This window comes from Aureibaculum sp. 2308TA14-22, from assembly GCF_040538665.1.
Taxonomy (GTDB): domain Bacteria; phylum Bacteroidota; class Bacteroidia; order Flavobacteriales; family Flavobacteriaceae; genus Aureibaculum.
On sequence record NZ_JBEWXT010000001.1, the window covers coordinates 2,285,219 to 2,303,282 of the forward strand.

General features: G+C 33.3%; 18 protein-coding genes. 5 read left to right on the plus strand and 13 right to left on the minus strand.

The genetic code is table 11. The features are described from left to right. Positions 1 to 26 precede the first annotated feature (26 nt). Entirely contained in the window at positions 27 to 170 is a 144-nt protein-coding gene (locus tag U5A88_RS10250; RefSeq protein ID WP_354206135.1) for a hypothetical protein, read from the plus strand. 133 nt (positions 171 to 303) lie between these two features. Here the strand turns inward: U5A88_RS10250 and U5A88_RS10255 are convergent, their stop codons facing one another. Then, positions 304 to 591 (minus strand): hypothetical protein, encoded by a 288-nt coding sequence (locus U5A88_RS10255; protein ID WP_354206136.1) that lies wholly within the window; start codon positions 589 to 591, stop codon positions 304 to 306. A 154-nt stretch (positions 592 to 745) separates the two neighbouring features. On the opposite strand from U5A88_RS10255, the gene U5A88_RS10260 reads away from it, so the two are divergent. Further along, positions 746 to 1,447 (plus strand): N-acetylmuramoyl-L-alanine amidase family protein, encoded by a 702-nt coding sequence (locus U5A88_RS10260; protein ID WP_354206138.1) that lies wholly within the window; start codon positions 746 to 748, stop codon positions 1,445 to 1,447. Positions 1,448 to 1,634: 187 nt separating this feature from the next. On the opposite strand, the gene U5A88_RS10265 is transcribed toward U5A88_RS10260, so the two are convergent. From U5A88_RS10265 to U5A88_RS10280, 4 genes are all read right to left on the minus strand, one after another. Beyond that, positions 1,635 to 2,327 carry a hypothetical protein gene (locus U5A88_RS10265; protein WP_354206139.1) on the minus strand — a complete coding sequence of 231 codons (693 nt, stop codon included), beginning with the start codon at positions 2,325 to 2,327 and terminating at the stop codon, positions 1,635 to 1,637. 3 nt (positions 2,328 to 2,330) lie between these two features. After that, on the minus strand, positions 2,331 to 4,517 hold the full coding sequence (locus U5A88_RS10270; protein ID WP_354206140.1) for a ThiF family adenylyltransferase: 2,187 nt from the start codon (positions 4,515 to 4,517) through the stop codon (positions 2,331 to 2,333). 4 nt (positions 4,518 to 4,521) lie between these two features. Next, positions 4,522 to 5,652 carry a hypothetical protein gene (locus tag U5A88_RS10275; protein ID WP_354206142.1) on the minus strand — a complete coding sequence of 377 codons (1,131 nt, stop codon included), beginning with the start codon at positions 5,650 to 5,652 and terminating at the stop codon, positions 4,522 to 4,524. A 344-nt stretch (positions 5,653 to 5,996) separates the two neighbouring features. Further along, complete coding sequence (locus U5A88_RS10280; protein WP_354206144.1) at positions 5,997 to 6,122, minus strand: hypothetical protein; 126 nt, start codon at positions 6,120 to 6,122, stop codon at positions 5,997 to 5,999. Positions 6,123 to 6,301: 179 nt separating this feature from the next. On the opposite strand from U5A88_RS10280, the gene U5A88_RS10285 reads away from it, so the two are divergent. The 3 genes from U5A88_RS10285 to U5A88_RS10295 are packed head-to-tail and all read left to right on the plus strand — an operon-like array spanning position 6,302 to position 7,975. Next, positions 6,302 to 6,862 carry a sigma-70 family RNA polymerase sigma factor gene (locus U5A88_RS10285; protein WP_354206146.1) on the plus strand — a complete coding sequence of 187 codons (561 nt, stop codon included), beginning with the start codon at positions 6,302 to 6,304 and terminating at the stop codon, positions 6,860 to 6,862. An 11-nt stretch (positions 6,863 to 6,873) separates the two neighbouring features. Then, the gene (locus tag U5A88_RS10290; protein ID WP_354206147.1) at positions 6,874 to 7,179 is read left to right on the plus strand and encodes a hypothetical protein; all 306 of its coding nucleotides are present in this window, start codon (positions 6,874 to 6,876) and stop codon (positions 7,177 to 7,179) included. Further along, positions 7,163 to 7,975, plus strand: a complete 813-nt coding sequence (locus tag U5A88_RS10295) for an ImmA/IrrE family metallo-endopeptidase (RefSeq protein ID WP_354206148.1) — start codon at positions 7,163 to 7,165, stop codon at positions 7,973 to 7,975. Before U5A88_RS10290 ends, U5A88_RS10295 begins: the two co-directional genes overlap by 17 nt. Positions 7,976 to 7,983: 8 nt before the next feature. Here U5A88_RS10295 and U5A88_RS10300 read toward each other — a convergent pair whose 3' ends face one another. The 8 genes from U5A88_RS10300 to U5A88_RS10335 all read right to left on the minus strand — a co-directional run bounded on the left by U5A88_RS10300 (position 7,984) and on the right by U5A88_RS10335 (position 18,040). After that, positions 7,984 to 8,640, minus strand: coding sequence for an ATPase (locus U5A88_RS10300; protein WP_354206149.1), 657 nt, complete (start codon positions 8,638 to 8,640; stop codon positions 7,984 to 7,986). Next, entirely contained in the window at positions 8,624 to 9,310 is a 687-nt protein-coding gene (locus U5A88_RS10305) for a hypothetical protein (RefSeq protein ID WP_354206150.1), read from the minus strand. The genes U5A88_RS10300 and U5A88_RS10305 overlap by 17 nt, the downstream gene beginning before the upstream one ends. A gap of 6 nt (positions 9,311 to 9,316) precedes the next feature. Then, entirely contained in the window at positions 9,317 to 9,595 is a 279-nt protein-coding gene (locus tag U5A88_RS10310; protein WP_354206152.1) for a helix-turn-helix domain-containing protein, read from the minus strand. A gap of 272 nt (positions 9,596 to 9,867) precedes the next feature. Further along, a complete protein-coding gene (locus U5A88_RS10315; protein WP_354206154.1) occupies positions 9,868 to 10,704 on the minus strand; it encodes an RteC domain-containing protein in 837 nt (278 codons plus the stop codon). A 249-nt stretch (positions 10,705 to 10,953) separates the two neighbouring features. Beyond that, positions 10,954 to 12,585, minus strand: a complete 1,632-nt coding sequence (locus tag U5A88_RS10320; protein WP_354206156.1) for a glycoside hydrolase family 31 protein — start codon at positions 12,583 to 12,585, stop codon at positions 10,954 to 10,956. Between the two features lie 78 nt (positions 12,586 to 12,663). Beyond that, positions 12,664 to 13,521 carry a glycoside hydrolase family 43 protein gene (locus U5A88_RS10325; RefSeq protein ID WP_354206158.1) on the minus strand — a complete coding sequence of 286 codons (858 nt, stop codon included), beginning with the start codon at positions 13,519 to 13,521 and terminating at the stop codon, positions 12,664 to 12,666. Between the two features lie 4 nt (positions 13,522 to 13,525). Continuing rightward, the gene (locus tag U5A88_RS10330) at positions 13,526 to 16,738 is read right to left on the minus strand and encodes a glycoside hydrolase family 2 TIM barrel-domain containing protein (protein WP_354206159.1); all 3,213 of its coding nucleotides are present in this window, start codon (positions 16,736 to 16,738) and stop codon (positions 13,526 to 13,528) included. Positions 16,739 to 16,780: 42 nt separating this feature from the next. Continuing rightward, a complete protein-coding gene (locus U5A88_RS10335; protein ID WP_354206161.1) occupies positions 16,781 to 18,040 on the minus strand; it encodes a DUF6786 family protein in 1,260 nt (419 codons plus the stop codon). Between the last annotated feature and the right edge of the window lie 24 nt (positions 18,041 to 18,064).

Genomic DNA, 18,064 nt, shown 5'->3' on the forward strand with positions numbered 1-18,064 from the left:
TTTGGGAATACTTTTTTGAAATAGAAATGAGAAGGATTATTGGTCAAATAGATCAAAGCGATGTACAAGACAATATTGAATATCAATGCTGTAAGAATCACAATGAAACCAAAAGAAAAAATGATAACCATAAACGAGCCGATAATAGATGTCATCATCAGGGCAAATAAGGAAATATTCAAACCCATAATCTCAGCTTGTTTTCTCATGTTTCTATAAACTTCAAATTTTCTCAAACTCACAGAGTTTTTTATTATTTAGATTAAAAATGTATTTTTAATTATATAAATGCATCTATGATGCCTAGACTACTATTCCTATTAAATAGGTGAAGATTCCTACAACTGCACCCGCAATAAGTACAAAGACCAATACACGGGTAATCCCTTTTTTTAAATCCGAATTCTCTCCAAAGAAATGTCCAGCATTAAAAAGAAAGCCTATTAGAAAAATAACACCTAAGATGATGGGGAAAATGGAACGGACGGTTTGAGAAACATCATTTACGGAATCTTCAATACCTCCAATTTGAGCAAAAATAGAAGTGGTGATAAAAAATGCTACTGTGGTCAATGCGATTGATTTTTTCATAAGAAATCTATTTTAAATTTTTACTTGATTTTGATATATGAAAAATAATGTATATTGCTATACAAAATACTGTTAATCAGTATTTTGTGAATAAAATAAAATCTAAAAGGGATTATATCCCTTTGATGTGAATTGGCATCAAATGGTATGAAAAATGAAAAGTGTTATGTTGATAACTGTAAAAAATTGGAAGGGTATAAGGCTAAAAAACGTCGTACTTCGACTTCGCTCAGCACAAGTTTTGTTGTTATTGGTTCTCAAAATGTGTTTTGTTTTTGGACAAAATGAAGGGTCTAAAAAAGTCATTGTTATTGATCCTGGACATGGTGGAAATGATTCTGGGGCAATTGGCATAAACAGTATTTTAGAAAAGGATGTGGTTTTGAATATTGCTAAGGAAATTATCAGACTTAACGAAACGCTCTTTGAGAGCGAGTTTGATATTTATTTGACACGATATAAAGACACGCTGATTTCTCTAGGAGATAGAACTAGGTTGGCAAGAACTTTAAAAGCGGACGTATTTCTATCTTTGCATTGCAATGCGTCTATGGTCATGTCTAAAGGAATGGAAGTTTATGTACATCATTCGGATAAGCCACTTACTAAAAGTTCAATTGGGTTGGGTTTGTCTGTCCTAAATGAAAGTACTGAAAAATTGGGCTTTAAAAAACGTGGTGTTAAGTTTGCCAATTTTCAGGTATTGAGAGAAACGGTTGCTTTTTGCCCATCAATACTTATTGAAACAGGGTTTTTAACTAATAATGATGAAGCAGATTATTTTCAAGAAACTAAAAATATTAGGGCAATGGCATTGTCCATTTTGATAGGAATGTATAATTATTTAAATATATAGAATTATGAAAGAGTTTTTAGTTGAAATTGTTGAACTTTTAAAAGAATTAATTTTATGTTTCTTCAAAGAAATAATGAGAATGAAATGATTAATCTAAGCTTCGGACTATTATCCTTTGATATTTTATCTGAATTATGTTGCAATCCGCATATCCGAGGTTCATCATATCAATGCTAAAATCCATAATTTATACTTTTAAAAATTGTTCAAATAAAACTTTTGCATAATACTTCCCATAGCGATTTACTAAATACTTACTGAACAAAATTGGCAATAAATAAAGAATACCAAATCCAATACTAATATTGAATGCTAATGTATTCGGAATGAAGCTTTTAAAAAAATAAAGGTTTAGTAATGATATCAATGCTGCTATTGAGCAACCACCTATCAAATTTCTTGTAAAACCGTATTCTATATTATGTTGTAACAATAAATGATTGTCTCTTGTAGCATTCCTAACTTGAGCTACAGCACTTATAATTGTTTTACGGGCTTCTAGCACGTTTTCAGCTTCTTCAATTTTAGTAAGGAGCTTAATATCAAAATTTTCTTCAATTTTTTTATGAATACTACTTTTTATCTTTTCTGCAAAGAAAGTGCCTGAATGAAGTAAGAAATTAGTTGTAGGCATATTTATTTCATCTTTAAAAAATACTTTTTGAAATAATTCCTTAGATACAAATCTGTTTATCTGGGTCATCAGATAAATTATGGCTACTGAAATAGTTATATCACTTACCCATTTGTATCCTTTAAGAAAATCTATAAAATCAATTATTTTCTCACTAAAACCAAAATAGTAAAGTGTTAATATTGGGATAGCACAAATTATAGTAGGAAATAACCTTGCCTTTATATAATATTCTGTTGTTTTCATTAATTAAATTTTAAGGTTGTTAAGGTATATCTGGAATTCTCCATCATCTCCCAGAATTAGCATCAATGCCGGCTGTCCAATAAGTTCGGCTTCTCTTATAAGTTCAGCAAATTGTATTTTATCATCTCCACTCATATTTAAACTACAGCGTCTGGGATGGCTATGCCATTCACCTAAATATTTCAAATTCTGATTAGTTATTTGACTAATCCTTTTCAATTCATCAGAAACACCATCGATACCTCTTATGAATAAAGTAGGCCTTTCAATACTATCCTTAGGGGACAAAATAGTGTGAGTAACGTATATTTTCTTGTAATAAGTGTCAACTGTTCCAATTAAAATACCACCTGTTTCATTAGGTAGCTTATTGTTCCTATGCTTTGAAATTATATTCAGCAGGCTAATTTCATTTATTAATACTGTCCAATCACTTATCGCTACTCTATGCCACTTATCAATGGCGAAATTGAAGTGTTTTACAGAATGAAATTCATCCAATCTCCAAATTTCAATATCAGCGGTACTACTCAATAATTTCTTTTTGAAATTTTTTGAAGCAATACCAGAAAAGATAGATAGATTTTCTTGTGGTATTTTTGAAGTTATATCTCTGCAACCTCTAGCGTAACGTATTTTATTAGTCTGTTCAAATTCTAAGTGACCTACCAAATCAGAGCTTTGCATTAACTCTTTATAATATTGAATTTCTAAAATATCAAGTGGAAAATCCCCTTTTTTATCTTCAGTAAGCATTACTAAATCAGTACCACTTGGATTTAGAAAGGAAGATAATTTTCTGGGACCTTCTATCTCATTTGCTAAATACCTTTCAGCTCCAATAGATGTTGACATATCCACTATTATATCTGATTGTTCTAATATAGTTTTGTCTAAACTAGAAATGTCGGAAGGGAATGCTTTAGAAAACTCATTATCACTTAGAAGCTCATTCGCCTGCTTAGATAGGACCTCTGCTTTATTTAGAGATGTGTGTTCTTGAATATTGGTTGATGCGTGTCTAATAAAGTTATGTGGAAGAAGAACATCCTTGTCAATTAAATTCCAACAACCAAAACCATTCCTAGCTAAATTCATAAAAAATTGAGACCCCAATGCTCCTAAACCTATCAATGATATTTTACTGTCGATACAGCTACTATTCTCTATACCACTATATTTTCTAGCCCACTCTACATCTAGGTCTGGTATTGGGTTAAGTATTTCAACTTTAATTGCTCTCAGTTTTTTTTCAGAAAAATTTTCACCGGTCTGATGAATGTTTTTAGTTCCCAAAATAGTAAACCCGTATAGATTTAATATTTCGCCTAACGTGCAATCTACTTTAAAGGAAATAAAGCTCGGTTCACTTTGGTCTCTATCTCTAACAATAGGAATTTGGACATTTATGAATAGTATTGCTTCCCAAAAATCTTGGGCTTTATTTAAGGTTAGTCCGAACTCACCTAATTCTAATATTTTTGGTTTTAGAAAATTCTTAAAACTTATTCCTTTAGAATTAAACAATTCAACCAAATCAAAAAGATTATCTACTCTTTGATGTACGACTCCATTTTCTATAGGAGTAATAGAAACAAAAACTTTATGAAAACCTTTTTTTACTGGATTATCAGTACTCTTGTAAAAATTACCAGATAACTTATCAAAAAACTTATGAGTATTATTACCCATAATCATACCTCCCTTACCTATAATAAATGGTTCTAAATGCTGGTCTTCTCGATGCAATGCATCGATTGCAGTTAGCTCTAACCAATTTTTTATTGATTGTAAAAAAAATGAGCCAGACCAATTATGCTTTAACTCTTCAAAAGATTCTTCAAAAAGACAAAGACTAACTGGTCGTTCATCTTTTGTAATATTGGTATGAGGTAAGCCTAAGGGAAAATCTTTTCTTAAAGCATAAACTTTGGGTAGATTCCGGTTATTTACTGAAGTAATTACTACTAAATTTTCTTCCTGTTGTATATCGTTTATGGGGTTATTAGGAATATCAGGAAGAATATTTAAATGTAATAATTCTTGTTGTCCATTCGCATTTGATACTCCTAATAATTTAATAGTATTATCAAAAGCAGAAATTGATGATACAATTTGCTTTGAATGGTCGTTTTTTAAATCATCGACTTTTAATTCTTCACTTGAAGGTTCGGTGTAATCTTGCTCCATATTTTTAACCTGCTCTAGATGGTTTTTTAGCTCCAGCACCTATTGCAGCTGTTGCCGCTCTTTTTATGGTTGCACCGTAATCATTAATTTCAAAAACTATAGCTTTTTTATGGTCATCATAAAACTTCTGGGTGTTTTCGAAATTAGTATTTCCAACAACATCAACATATTCATTTCTAGCCGGATAGTGTGGTGGATTATCTTTATCATCAACAACTAACTTGGATGTAGCAACAACTTTTGCACCAGTTAATTTATAATTTAAAATATCTAAAGAAGTTTGTTTTGGTTCTGAATTATCAATGTCTTTATCATCGTCTTTATACGGGGTGTCATTGAAAAAAGTCCAAGAACAATGGTGGGGTGTTTGAAAAATGTCCCATTCTAAAGCTTCTGTGTTTTTATTTTTCTCTGATTTCTCTTTTATCGTAGCCCATCTGTAATGGTCTGCATCTCCACCGTGAAGAATCCTACACGAATAATCAGTTCCATTGTTTTTATAGAATCTAGCTTGGTATACAACACTTGACATATTTCTATCTCCAATGGCATTGCTTTCGACAACGTCAGCTTTGAAGGGAGCGTGAATAAACAAATCAAATAGCTCAAAACTTATACCGTTTGCTTCTGATACGATATCTCCTGGTATATGTTGGGGAACGTTTGTGAAATTACCGTTATCGTCATATCCAATCAAAACCAACCTATTGCCGCGTTCATCCCTGGAACTATCATTATTTTTATAGAGATTTCTTCTACGCTTCACCTCTTTTCTAATTACTCCTGCATCGGAGTCATCAGATATTTCGCCATCGCCTAAAATATATTCGTTAACCCATAATTCGTCAATAATAATTTTCTCATCACTATCAACATATGAGCTCACTTTTCCAGTGTGAAAATGATTGCCAAAATTCTGACAATGGTCATTGTCGTGATGAGTTAAGATGAAAATATCTGTATATGACTTGTCATCTCTTTTTTCTAATTCTTCAACAAGGTCTTTTTTGACATCATATATGTCATCTTTCACTTCTCTAATTTTACAGTCGGTTATAATGTTAGCGTTGCCGACTTTAATTAAAGTGGTATCACCATTTCCAACGGGGTAATATTTTATTTTTTTCTTACTCATAATTTATTTTTTTAACAGTATTATTTACAATTTTTAAGCCATTTTTTTTATTAAACATATGACAGAATGGCTATTTAATATCATATTATTGTATAATTATAGCAGTCCACTTGGAGAATCCACCATAATCAACCTTCTAATTAGATTTCTCTAACATTGAAACCATACCACTAAGAACAATAATAGTGCAAGACTAAAGACGATAGCTTTTACTGCGTCACCTTTTACATTTACGCAATTATTCTTATGGCAAATACTAAACTCTCCTCTGGAGAAATTAATTGAATTCATATATGAATTTTTAAATTAAACAATCTCCATTCGGAGCTGTGGAGTTCCGCTCGTTACTTTCCATTACTATCTTTTCTGTTGCTCCTGATATATTCTTTGACGGTTATTGTTTTACCACCTACTTTTCTTTTGTGTTCTGGTATTCTGTTGAACTTTTTACCTGATGAATCTTTTGCCATAATTTTATCTTTAAAGTTGTAGGAATTTCCTTATATTTGATTCTCCCTTATTACTATTAATTTTAAATAATTTGTCTTACATAGTTATATGATTAATAGTATATATGGATATAGAAACCCATTTATTAGTTATTGCCGAGAAGGGAGAGTGCCTGTCTCAGGCTGAAAAATCAATAGCCTTGCTATATGAAACCTTTAAAAAATTCGTTTACAATGTTACCTATCAACATATTGGATTCGTATTACAAAGAGAAGAAGTTTCTTTGACCGTGACTTCAGAAGTCTTTTTGAAAATATGGAACTCTCCATTAGATTGGGACTTCGATAAGAAAAAGCACGACACGCAAGAAGACGGGTTCAAGGCATATCTTGCTACTATAGCCCATTTCAAATTAATGGAAGAACTTAGGAGAACCAAAGCTCTCAGAGAAGAAGAATTTAACATAATTGATGATGAGGACAGTGATTGGAAATGGGCTTTGAATGAGCATGAGTTTGATTATCTAGATAAGGAACTGGTAAAAAAACGAAATTTAGTCGATGAGTGTTTATTGGAATTCCCTGAGCGAAAAAGAGATATAATACGAATGTACTATTTGCTGTATGACGATCAAAAACGAATGACAAAGGAAAAAATAAGTCTTATGGAGGCGATTTTTGAAACTACTTGGCAAAACATTCGTCAAATCATATCAAGGTCAAAAAAGAAGGTAGAGGAATTATTAAAAGGTAAGTTATAAACTACAAAAAAATGGCATCTAACAAAAAGGACATCGGAAAGCTCTTGAGAAAGTATGGCTATGCTATGCCCAAAAATTCTGATGAAATTACATCTTTTGAAAAAAAATTTGGTGATAATTTTACCGTCCCCAATAAATGGCCAAAAATAGAGGCTATCATTTCTGAAGAGAAAGCTGTATATAAAATTATCCCTATTAAAAAAACTGAGAATAAGGCTATGAGAAATTTAGCAATGGCAGCACGGGATGGTAAGAAAATATCTAAAAAAGACAGGGAACAAATGGACAAGGATAAAAAAAATGCAAGGAAAAAGTGAGTTTATTTCCCGAAGTGATGTGGAGAATTTGAATGATTTGGCTAGTAGTATAGCCGATTACTACTTCCCAAATGGTCAAATCGACCCTATCGTAATCGCAGAAAAAAATAATATTTCATATAGCTTTGGAAATTATTCAGATTCCTTTGATGGCCTTCTAGAATGCGAAAATGAAGATTTTCACATTTTCATAAATTTAGACAGGCTAAAACAGGCATATTCTGAAAGAGCACGCTTTACATTTGGCCACGAGCTTGGTCATTATTTTATAGATAATCATAGAAACTCTTTATTAAAAGGCTTATCTCCCAGCCACTGTTCTCTGACTGGCTTCAAAAGCAAAAATAGAGCAGAAAGGCAGGCTGATTACTTTTCTTCTTGCCTGTTGATGCCCGAGACTGGATTTCGAAAATATTGCCACAGAAAGAAATTTGAATTTAGAATAATTGAAGAGCTTTCAAAAAAATATGGCACTAGTAAGTCTTCTACTTCACTTAGGTTTTGTGCAATAGGTAATCATCCTATTATGGTGGTGTACGCCTACGCTAATGAAATTAAATGGTATTGGTCATCCAATGATTTCAGGTTTCGTTGGCTTAAATTCGGAAAAGATAAATTACCTGAAGACACTGTCGCTGGTGAATATTTTACTCTTGATAGGAAAGTATCAGGAACCGAACCTATATTTGCAATGGATTGGTTTGATATTAAATTTTCGAAACAGGCAGACCTACCGTTCAAAGAGCATTGTCTCGCAAACGGGAAACACACCCTAAGCATTATATGGGAAGAGTAGTTTTATTCTTAAGTCCTTTTGTCCTTACTACCCTTATCAAACGCCACCAAATTAAACAACTGTCGCATTCGAGAACGCACGCGATTCCCATACCATTCTTCCAATTCTTGGGCATTCAAGTTGGTCGTAGCATGAGTGATTACTTTATGCGAAACCCATAAATCATATCGACTCAATAAAATTTCACCTATCACATTACAATCATTCCCATAATGTTTTAAATTTTGTTCTATCCCCAAATCATCAAAGCAAAAAGGTTTTGTATTGGTATAATTTTCGATAATTTGATGACCGTCTTTTTGATATTCAAATGAGATGTTTCTAGCGGAGTGCATTTGGTACTGCCTTTCTTTCGGGACAATGTGCCTAATCAAGCCCATCAACGATGTTTTACCACATCCAATTGGTCCAGTTAACAGAATTCCTTTATTGAGATTTATATCGTGCTTTTTACAATTTTCTTTATCTCTGATAATATAAATCAACAGCTTGTAAATAATTTTAAAATCTTCTTCATAAATTTTAAAATGTGAGCCAAATAATAACTTTCCTTTGACATCGAGATACGTTATGGTTTTAATCAAATCATAGTAAATTGTGTTGTCCTTGATTTCTCCAAGGACAAATTCTTTACCTTTTTCCGTTATTTTATAAGGGTTCTCCATAGTTCTTGTCAGTATTTATATTGAGGTTGTCCAATTTTTGTTCTGGTGCTTTTCTTGTTTTTTCTTTTTTTATTTCATCAGCTTTTATCATCCAGTTTTTTGCCGTTGCCTGCCAATCCACAATTTTTGTTTTGCCACCCACTTTCCAGCCAATACCTTGGTAGTGGTTGTAAAATTTTTTAGCTTCTAATGTTGACCAATTTTTTTTTGAAAAAAAATTAATAACTTCATTTTCATTTTTGGGTTGGTCAAGTTTATTCTTGTTTGTTTTATTTATTCCTGTTTTGATATGTTTATCTTCAGATACCACCACTTGTTCGTAGGTTGTCTCGATATTGGTATAGTTTGGATCTAAAGGCGATTCAGAGGTTGTCCCAAAATTGAACATCCTAATTTTACTTCCTCTAAAGGGGTTATGTGAAGGTTCATACAAGATGTATTTCCAATAACTAAGCTCTTTAATACAACGATGATACGTTGTTCTAGAACCTAATTTTGATAAATCCATAACCTCACCACGATTTATATAAAATGAGGGCTTAAAACGATAATTGTTCCAAATTTGAAATAGGGCCATATATAAACTAATATGGCTTGGATTTAAACGGTTATCCTTTGAGAATTGTTCCAGAATTCCATTGAGATGTTTGATATAATTGAGATCTTCCAAAGTTGACTAGAATTTATTATGAATTTTGTTTTGTTCCAATACTTTGTTGATTTCGGCATAGTCATAATACAGCACTCCACCGACTTTGGTATAGGGTAACGTACCATTAATTCTAAGGTTCTGTAAAGTACCAGGCGAAATACCTAATAATTCTCTAACTTCTGGAGATTTCAGCCATTTCTTAACGACTGGTCCAGATTGGTTTTCTAATAGTTTTTTAATTTCATCTAGTAATTGCATTTTGAAATCTAGAAGATCTTCTGTAGTAATAATTGTTGCTGTCATTTGTAAAACGATTTTTAAAACAAAGCCGCCTGTGTTTAATTTTTTAAAGGCGACCTTGCAATGATTTGACTTTCGTTCTGCAAATTTGAGTAGGTTTATTGGGCTTTTTTCACAAGTTGCACCCAACTTGGGTAATTTTTTTATTCATTTATTTTAGTGGAAAATAGTTCTATTTAGCCAATAGGATAGCGAATTTAGCTAACAATCACCGCTAAATTATATGATAACTTGTTCAATTTTTGAACTACCAACTTGGGTACAACTTGGGTGATTTATTCATCAATATCATCCATGCGTTTTTTTAATGAATTGCTTAAATTTTCTAAAAACTTCGTCCTGCCCGTTTTACGGTTTCTGATTTCTAAAAAAGTTCTGTAAAAATCACCCAATTCAACATTGAAGATTCTTTCTGTGATGGAAGCTATTTCTTTAATGTCAGCCGCTCCACTATTGATTGCTCCACTGCTATGTAATGCATAAATTAATTCTGTCAATGCAACCTTTGAGGAAGTCCATCGTAATCTTGATTTTTTATGTACGTCAAGTGGCGATAAGGCTTTCGGGTTCTTGATACCAAAAAGTCTATTTTGGAGATAGTTCGCCAATTTATCATAACCTTTTAGCTTTGCCAAAACAATATCATGGGAGGTGCAGAATTCAGGGGAACGAAAATATGAACCATTATTACCTAGGTTAATGCCGTTGTTGTTTGTTCTTGTATAATACAGTTCATCCAAATGGGTATTTCTTTCATTTACATATTGAATAAATTCAATATTACTGTTATAAAACCGATTGATTCTCTTGATTCTTGTGTTGATATGTTTTTTTTGACACCTGACCGATACCTTTGGGAATTTCACTTCTAATGAACGAATTTCACTAAAATAAACCAGTTTGCTCAATGGATTTATCTTGGTTTTTTTGAAAAAACGAATTTCTTCGCTTTCGTTTTTAAAACCGCATTTTAGAACCAAACGGTTCATTTCTGAAAGAATAGCGTTACAAGCAAGTATTGAAAAGTTAGCTTGATTTATAATCTGCGGTTGTTCATTTTTGATTTCTGATAATCGGGCATCAAATTTTTGGAGTAGTTTTTCGAATTTCATAGGCAATTGATTTGGGAGAATTATTCATATTCCAACAAATCTATATCCTGAAATTTCGGACAAGTGTTAAAAAAATGTGATTTAACAAAGATTTATGTGAAATACTTAATAAATTTTTAACAAAAATTGTGCCTAATTGCGGGCATTTAGCACTAAATTCAATTAATTTGATGCTATATTCTAACTTTTTTTTAAATAACATAAATTTTGATTTTAAAATCGATATCTATTCAGATTACATCTCTCTTTTTATTTTACTTTAATGAAGTAAGGCAATCTATCTAAGGGTACAACAGTTGTGATCGATTTCCCTCCCCTTATAACCTCCCCTTCATCAGATTTCCATTTTCCTTTAGGTAAATAGACAACCCTTTCTAAAGTATTTTTCTCTAAATGAGGAGCTACAAGAATATTATCTCCCAATACAAACTGGTCTTGTATGTTTTCAAATCCTTCATTTGGAAATACAAAATCCATAGTTCTAACAATTGGCATCCCCGTCGTGGTTGCTAATCTTGCAAGTTTCATAATTTCAGGAACAAACTGTTTTCTTAGTTCTACTGCTTTTTTAACAGCATCAAGGTGTTCTTTATCTAAAATACGCCAAGGTGCTACCGAAAATTGCATCATAGGCATAAGTGCATGTGTTTGTGCCGAACGCACCACCAAGTCTTGATCTACACTTGATGCATTTAAAAATGAATTAAACTCTCCACCCCCTATCATATCTGGGCAAGTGAAAGCATAACCTAATAAACCTTGCACCGTGATAGATGGAATAAGCTTTTTTAAATCGTACCAAGAATGCCCTTTATCACTTAAGCGTTGTGCTAAAGGTTGTCCTGCCATTTTCCACATAGCCCTGTATTCGTTAAGCCTAAAGCTTAATCCTATTTCTCCAAATAATTTTGTGTGTTCGTTAGGCGTTATGTTTCCTTTATAACTAACCAACCTTTCTGGATAGAAACTCGTATCTCCAGCATCTAATTTATACCCATCTACTCCATATTCATCTATTAACCATTGTAATTTTCCTTTAAACCAAGCCACATCAGTTGGGTTTGACAAATCGAGAACAGCACTCACCCCATTCCACCATCTTATCATTGCTGGTGTGCCTTGTGCTACCCATGGTTTGGCAGCCTGTTCTACATTTTTAGGATTTCTTAAAAAAGCGCCTTTTTTCTCTAAAGCGCGGTATTCCTCTGTATCGGGACTTACAAATGGACACACCCAAAGCATAACTTTAAAACCTAAATCGTGTAATTCTTTCATCATGGCTTTAGGGTCTGGAAATCGCCCATGGTGGAAATTCCATTTACCATAATCTTCTTGCCAATTATCATCTATCATTAAAACTCCTAGAGGCAGTCCGTTATCTATAATAGCATGTGCATATTCCAAAATGTCCTTTTGATTTTGGTCGTACATTAACTCTATCCAAGTGTTGTATTGTGGCTGTTTAAAAAGTAATTCGTCTGGCATTTTTCCATTCGCTGGGAAATATTGTTTTGCAGCCCACTGAAAAGCTTCTTTTAAGGTTTTTCCGCCTGTGCTAAATTTAATTTTGCCTTTTCTAACTTTTATGTTAACGGTGTTCTCTGTAATGTTAATAGCAAGCGGCTCTTCAGACCAAATAACCCTTCCTCTATTTGATAGCAATAAGGGTTGTATCTGATTACCTTTATTATTTCCATACATATCAAACATGTAACCAGGTTTAAAAGGCATCTGTATAGCATCATTAACCGCTCCTCCAAACCATTTTTCGTGTTCATTGATAGTTATTACTAAAGAGTCTGAACTCTTTTGGGCAAATACAAATGTATTAGTTAAACATAAAAAAAGAATGTTTATGTAATTTTTTTTTATGAATTTCATATTTAGTAACTATTAATAGTTTTTAATTTATTAAAAATTTTCACTGGAGCTTTAAACACCGTTCCGTGTCGAGTTCCTTTAGGAAAACATATCATTTATTTCTTCCCAATGTTTCCAATCTTTGGTTTTTTTAGCACCCATATGACCTTTTCTATACTTATCAAAATACAGAATCCATTCGTTATTTAGTTTCACAACAGAAGGTCCTTCAGCCCAATACTCTTCTGTAACCGTAAAAGGTTCTATCGGTTTACTGTATGGGCCTTCAGGTTTATTAGATTCAACAACCCTTAGGTTTTTAGCTGGAGGCCATCTGGTTTCGTCTTTAATTACCATTAGGTAATTATTCTTGTTTTTAACAATTGTTCCATCTATTACATTAAAACCTTTATCAAAAAATAGTTTGGTCTTGGTAAAAGTCTTAAAATCTTTTGTTGTAGTATAATACATGCGATGGTTATAGCCATTATCTCCAGATTGATCAGTTTCAGGAAAGCGTCCAGGAATGGTAGTTGACCAACAGATTATATATTGCTCCTTTTGATCATCATAAAACAACTCCGGTGCCCAACAATTCTTCGCTTCAGTTTCATGTTCCATGACAGGTATATATTGTTGAGTAGACCAATTAATAAGATCTTTAGAATTAGCATAACCAATGCCTTTTTCACCCCAACTTATTGTCCAAACCATATGAAACACGTTATCCGGCCCCATTATTATACAAGGGTCTCGCATAAGCTTATCTTGACCTATTTGAGGTTTTAAAAGAGGTTTATCATTATTTAATGCTTCCCATTTTAAGCCGTCTTCACTATACGCTAGGTGTAAACCATCTTCTCCGTTTCCTTTAAAATAAGAAAACAATAAAGCCTTTTTTTGATTGCTACAGCTTAAAAACAAGCATAGAAATATTAATAGTGGAACATTTTTCATCAATTTATTTCTGCGGTAATGTATAGTCTATCTTACTTCCTTTTTTCACTACTGGACGTATTACAAAACTGTAATGATACTCTTTAGCAGGCAAACGAAATGGTACATGGGGCACTGCTGCAATAGACCAACTATCGTCTCCTCCCACTCCCATTTGTTTATGATCTATATTGAGTGTAATAAAATCACGGTCTGGCAAGTCAGCTATATGGCCTCTACGATCTGAAAGATCTTTAGTGCTATATGGCCAAGCACTAACACTTAATGGTTCTGCACTTATAATCTCTAAACCTTTTCCTATTACATTGGTTAATGAAGCCCAACGTACTCCAGTATAATTATTACTTTCCTGAGGGCGTACATAATGAAAGAAATCGTTCTTTACAGATTTTTTGTAGCGACCAAATGCAGCACTGGTAAGTCTATCTGAATAATTTGCATGCGGTCCTCGCCCAAACCACTGCATGGTATCGTAAGTATCATCTAACTGTACTTGCATCCCAAAACGTGGAAGGTTTGGTAGTTTTTCGTTTGGGGACAAACTACTGTATACCAAAATATCTCCATTGCCATATACAGTATAGTTTAGCTCTAAAGTTCCCGTGGCTCCTTCTATTTTATCAGAAACAGGTAAATTATATATGGCTTGAATGCTGATATGTTTATCGTTTTGATCTTTAATATTAAAACTTTTAAGTGATAAATTTTCTGAAGCTAGTTTCCAATATCCTTGTCTTTTTGGCATATTAGAACCAATATCATTATCGGTTGGAGGCCTCCAAAAATTGGGTTGCAACTTCCGTTTTATTGTTTCTAACCCTTTTACTTTTAAGGATGATAAAAATCCATTTTCTTTATTAATGGTAGCTACTACATTTTTGGTTGCTATCTGTATTTCTGAATTGGATTCGTTTACATTTAATTTAGATATAGTATTCCATTTTTTCTGGTTTGGCTTTTCATAATAAGGTAATTCAAATTGCTCCCATGAGGTTTCATGTCCTACTTTAGCCCAAGAAAATGCTTTGTTTAATTTAAAACTAATGGTTATATAATAATTTGAACCTGGCTTTATTTTAGGCTTTTTAAAATCAATTTTTAAAGTTCCTTTTTCAAGTGGTGCTAATTTTGGTGCGGTAACAATACCTTTTTGTAATGTTGTTCCGTTTTCTTCTAATTTCCAATGCACATCGTATCTACTTAAATCTGCAAAATGATGACGATTTAAAATATTAAATGTTCCAGCCTCTAAATCTGCTGCTGAAATTTCAATAGGTTGATGCACTTTTTTAGCTTCCCAAGTGGCAGGTTTTGGGGTTTGATCAGGCGAAATAACCCCGTTATTATTGAAGTTACCACTATGTATTGGTTCTCCAAAATCGCCACCGTATGCCCAAAAGTCTTTTCCTTCTTTATTTTTAGCTACCAAAGCACCATCGGTCCAATCCCAAATAAAGGCACCAATAAAGCGTTTGTATTCTTTGATAGCTTTCCAAAATCCTTGAAAATCTCCCAACGAGTTTCCCATAGCATGTGCATACTCGCAGTAAATAACAGGTCTAATATCATTAGGGTCGTTAGCTAATTTCACCATATAATTAAGCCCATTATACATCCGACTTTTCATGCCCACATATTCAGGGTCTTTGCCTCTAATATTATCCCACCAATCATTTTGTGCACCCTCATAATGTACAATTCGTGTGGGGTCGTAATCTTTCATCCACGCACCCATGGCAGCGTGATTTGGCCCCATACCACTTTCATTTCCTAAAGACCAAAACACAATAGACGGATGGTTCTTGTCTCGCTCTACCATGCGGATTGCCCGTTCTAAAAACGAATATGCCCAAAGAGTGTTGTTAGTTAATTTTCCCGTAAGTCCGTGGGTTTCCAAATTGGCTTCATCTATTACATAAATGCCATATTCATCACATAGTTCATACCAATACGGATTATTAGGATAATGCGATGTACGTACAGCGTTGAAGTTAAATTGTTTCATCAGCAACACATCTTTTAGCATTATTTCTTTTGGGACTACTTTCCCTCTAAATTGGCTATGATCGTGCCTATTTACACCATACAACAACACGGGTTTTCCATTTACAAAAAACTCTCCATCACGCAGTTCAGTTTCTCTAAAACCAATTTTAGTGCTTCGTGTTTCTATTAGTTTTCCTGAAGCGTCTTTTAGATAAAAAACTAAAGTGTATAAATTAGGAAACTCAGCTGACCATTTTTTAGGGTTTTCAACTTCAGTTTCCATAAAGCCAAATTTAACCGTACCTCTTTGTGGATACCATTCATTAATAATTTTACCAACATTACTGGATAATTTATCGTTTAAAACGGCTGTTCCAGTGGCATCAAATAATTGTGCCTCTAAAGTCCAGTTTTTAGCTTCTTCTTTATTTTCGGCACTAATTTTTGGTCTAATACTCAACGTGGCATCTTTATAATTTTCATCTAAATCGGTGCGAACATTAAAATCGTAAATAAAGGTTTTTGGTACAGCTTCTAAATACACATCTCTATGTATTCCGCTTAATCTCCAATGGTCTTGATCTTCTAAATAAGAGCCATCACTCCACCTAAATACTTTTGCTGCCAATACGTTTTCGCCTTCCTTTAAATATGGTGTAATATCGAATTCTGCTGGTAATCGGCTACCTTGGCTATAGCCTACTTTCTCACCGTTAATCCATAAGTAAAAGGCTGAACTTACACCGCCAAAATGGATAATTATTTTATTATCCGACCAATTTGCAGGTAACGTAAACGTTGTTCGATAAGAACCAACAGGACTATCATTTTTAGGAATATAAGGTGGTTTAACCGGTACAAACGGATAGGTAACATTCGTATAAATAGCTTGCCCGTAACCATGTAATTCCCAATTGGCTGGTACAGGAATGTCATCCCAATTTGAGACATCAAAACTAGGATTCTCAAAACCCTGAATGCTTTGCTCTATTACAGGTGCAAAACTAAATTTCCAGTTGCCGTTGAGGCTTTTATATCTTGGACTTTCTACACGTTGACCCTTGAGTGCCATGGCTTCATCTGGAAAAGACACCGATGTAGCTCTTGCTGGTAGTTTATTAATCCCAACAACTAAAGGGTTTTCCCAATCGTTAATTGTTTGGGCTGATGCTATAAAAACCCCTAATAATATGTAACAAAAAAAAGTTGTAATTGTTCTAAGTTTAATCATTTTAATTTTCTTATTTTTATTTAAAAGCTTATCAGTAATTAATTATCTAAATGTACGCTCTATTTCTTCCAAAGAAACCCCTAAAGTAGCCTGAGCTATAGCATCTAATTTTGCCTTATAACCTTCAAAATGAAAGGTGTATTGTATATGTGTTATACTTTCATTGGGTTGAAGTGCCGCTGCTGGTGATGATGTTTCCAACTCGTAAAAAGGGCCTAACGGCTTTCCTCCATCTACAGAGCCATCGTTATAAGAGTTTACCACATCCCCTGCAAAAGGCTTATCTTGTATTTCCCATTTAGAGTTTACATAGTCGGTTACGCCCTCTGGTTTATTATACTTAACCAATGTAAGTGTACCATTTTCGGCATCATAGCTTCCTGCTATATCTTTTGCTCTTTGTGGCGAAAGCCCTATTTTACTTCTATGTTTTCCATCAGCTTTAAAATAGGCTACACCATCTTTTTCAATCAAGCGATCATCTGATAACTTTCCAAAAGACTCATAAACATTTACGGCTTTATCAACTGCTTCTATGAAAGGCAATACTACTGTAGTTGTTTGTGAATGTTTATACATTCCCAACATCCAAATAGACAATAACCCATTGTCTTTTTCCCAAGCTACTTGACTTACGTTTTTGAGTTTGTTTTCTGTTTTATAGCCTACACTTTTTAACCCTTCTATTGATTCTATACCTAAAACTTCTTTTGTTTCATCTTCTGAAACAACAGTTACAGTTCTATCAATTTGCATATTAAATGTAAAATCTGAATAGTTTTTCAAAGACGCCGTTTTTGTAAACGAAACTTTGTTCTCAGATTGTTCTACAATATCAAAAGGCTCTAAATCTATAAGTTTGGGTGTTTCCCATAATTCAAAGATAAAATCTTCATCTTTTTCAAAGAAAATAGAGTATTGACCGCCTTCTGGCCCTAACCAAAAGCGCTCTTCCCCACCGTAAACATTAATTTGCGGATTAATCTCTCCAGACTCATAATGCCCTTTATTAATCCAACCATAACTGGTTCCAGCCATACCATTTGCGGAGCTCGTCATAACACGCCCCTGAAGTCTTGGAGCAACGGCAATCATACTTTCCCCCGATTGTAATACAATCAAGTCTTTTTCATATTGCTTCATAAAATCAACATCTTCCTGAAAAGGTTCTGTTACTTTTACCGCTTCTGTAGTTTGAGTTTGTTTACTTTCTTTTTTTTCATTTTTACACCCTATTAGTAAGATTGAAAAACATAGTATAAAAATTGTTTTTTGTAGCGGATTTAAAATTGATGTCATCATTTTCGTTTGTTTGTTAATAATTCC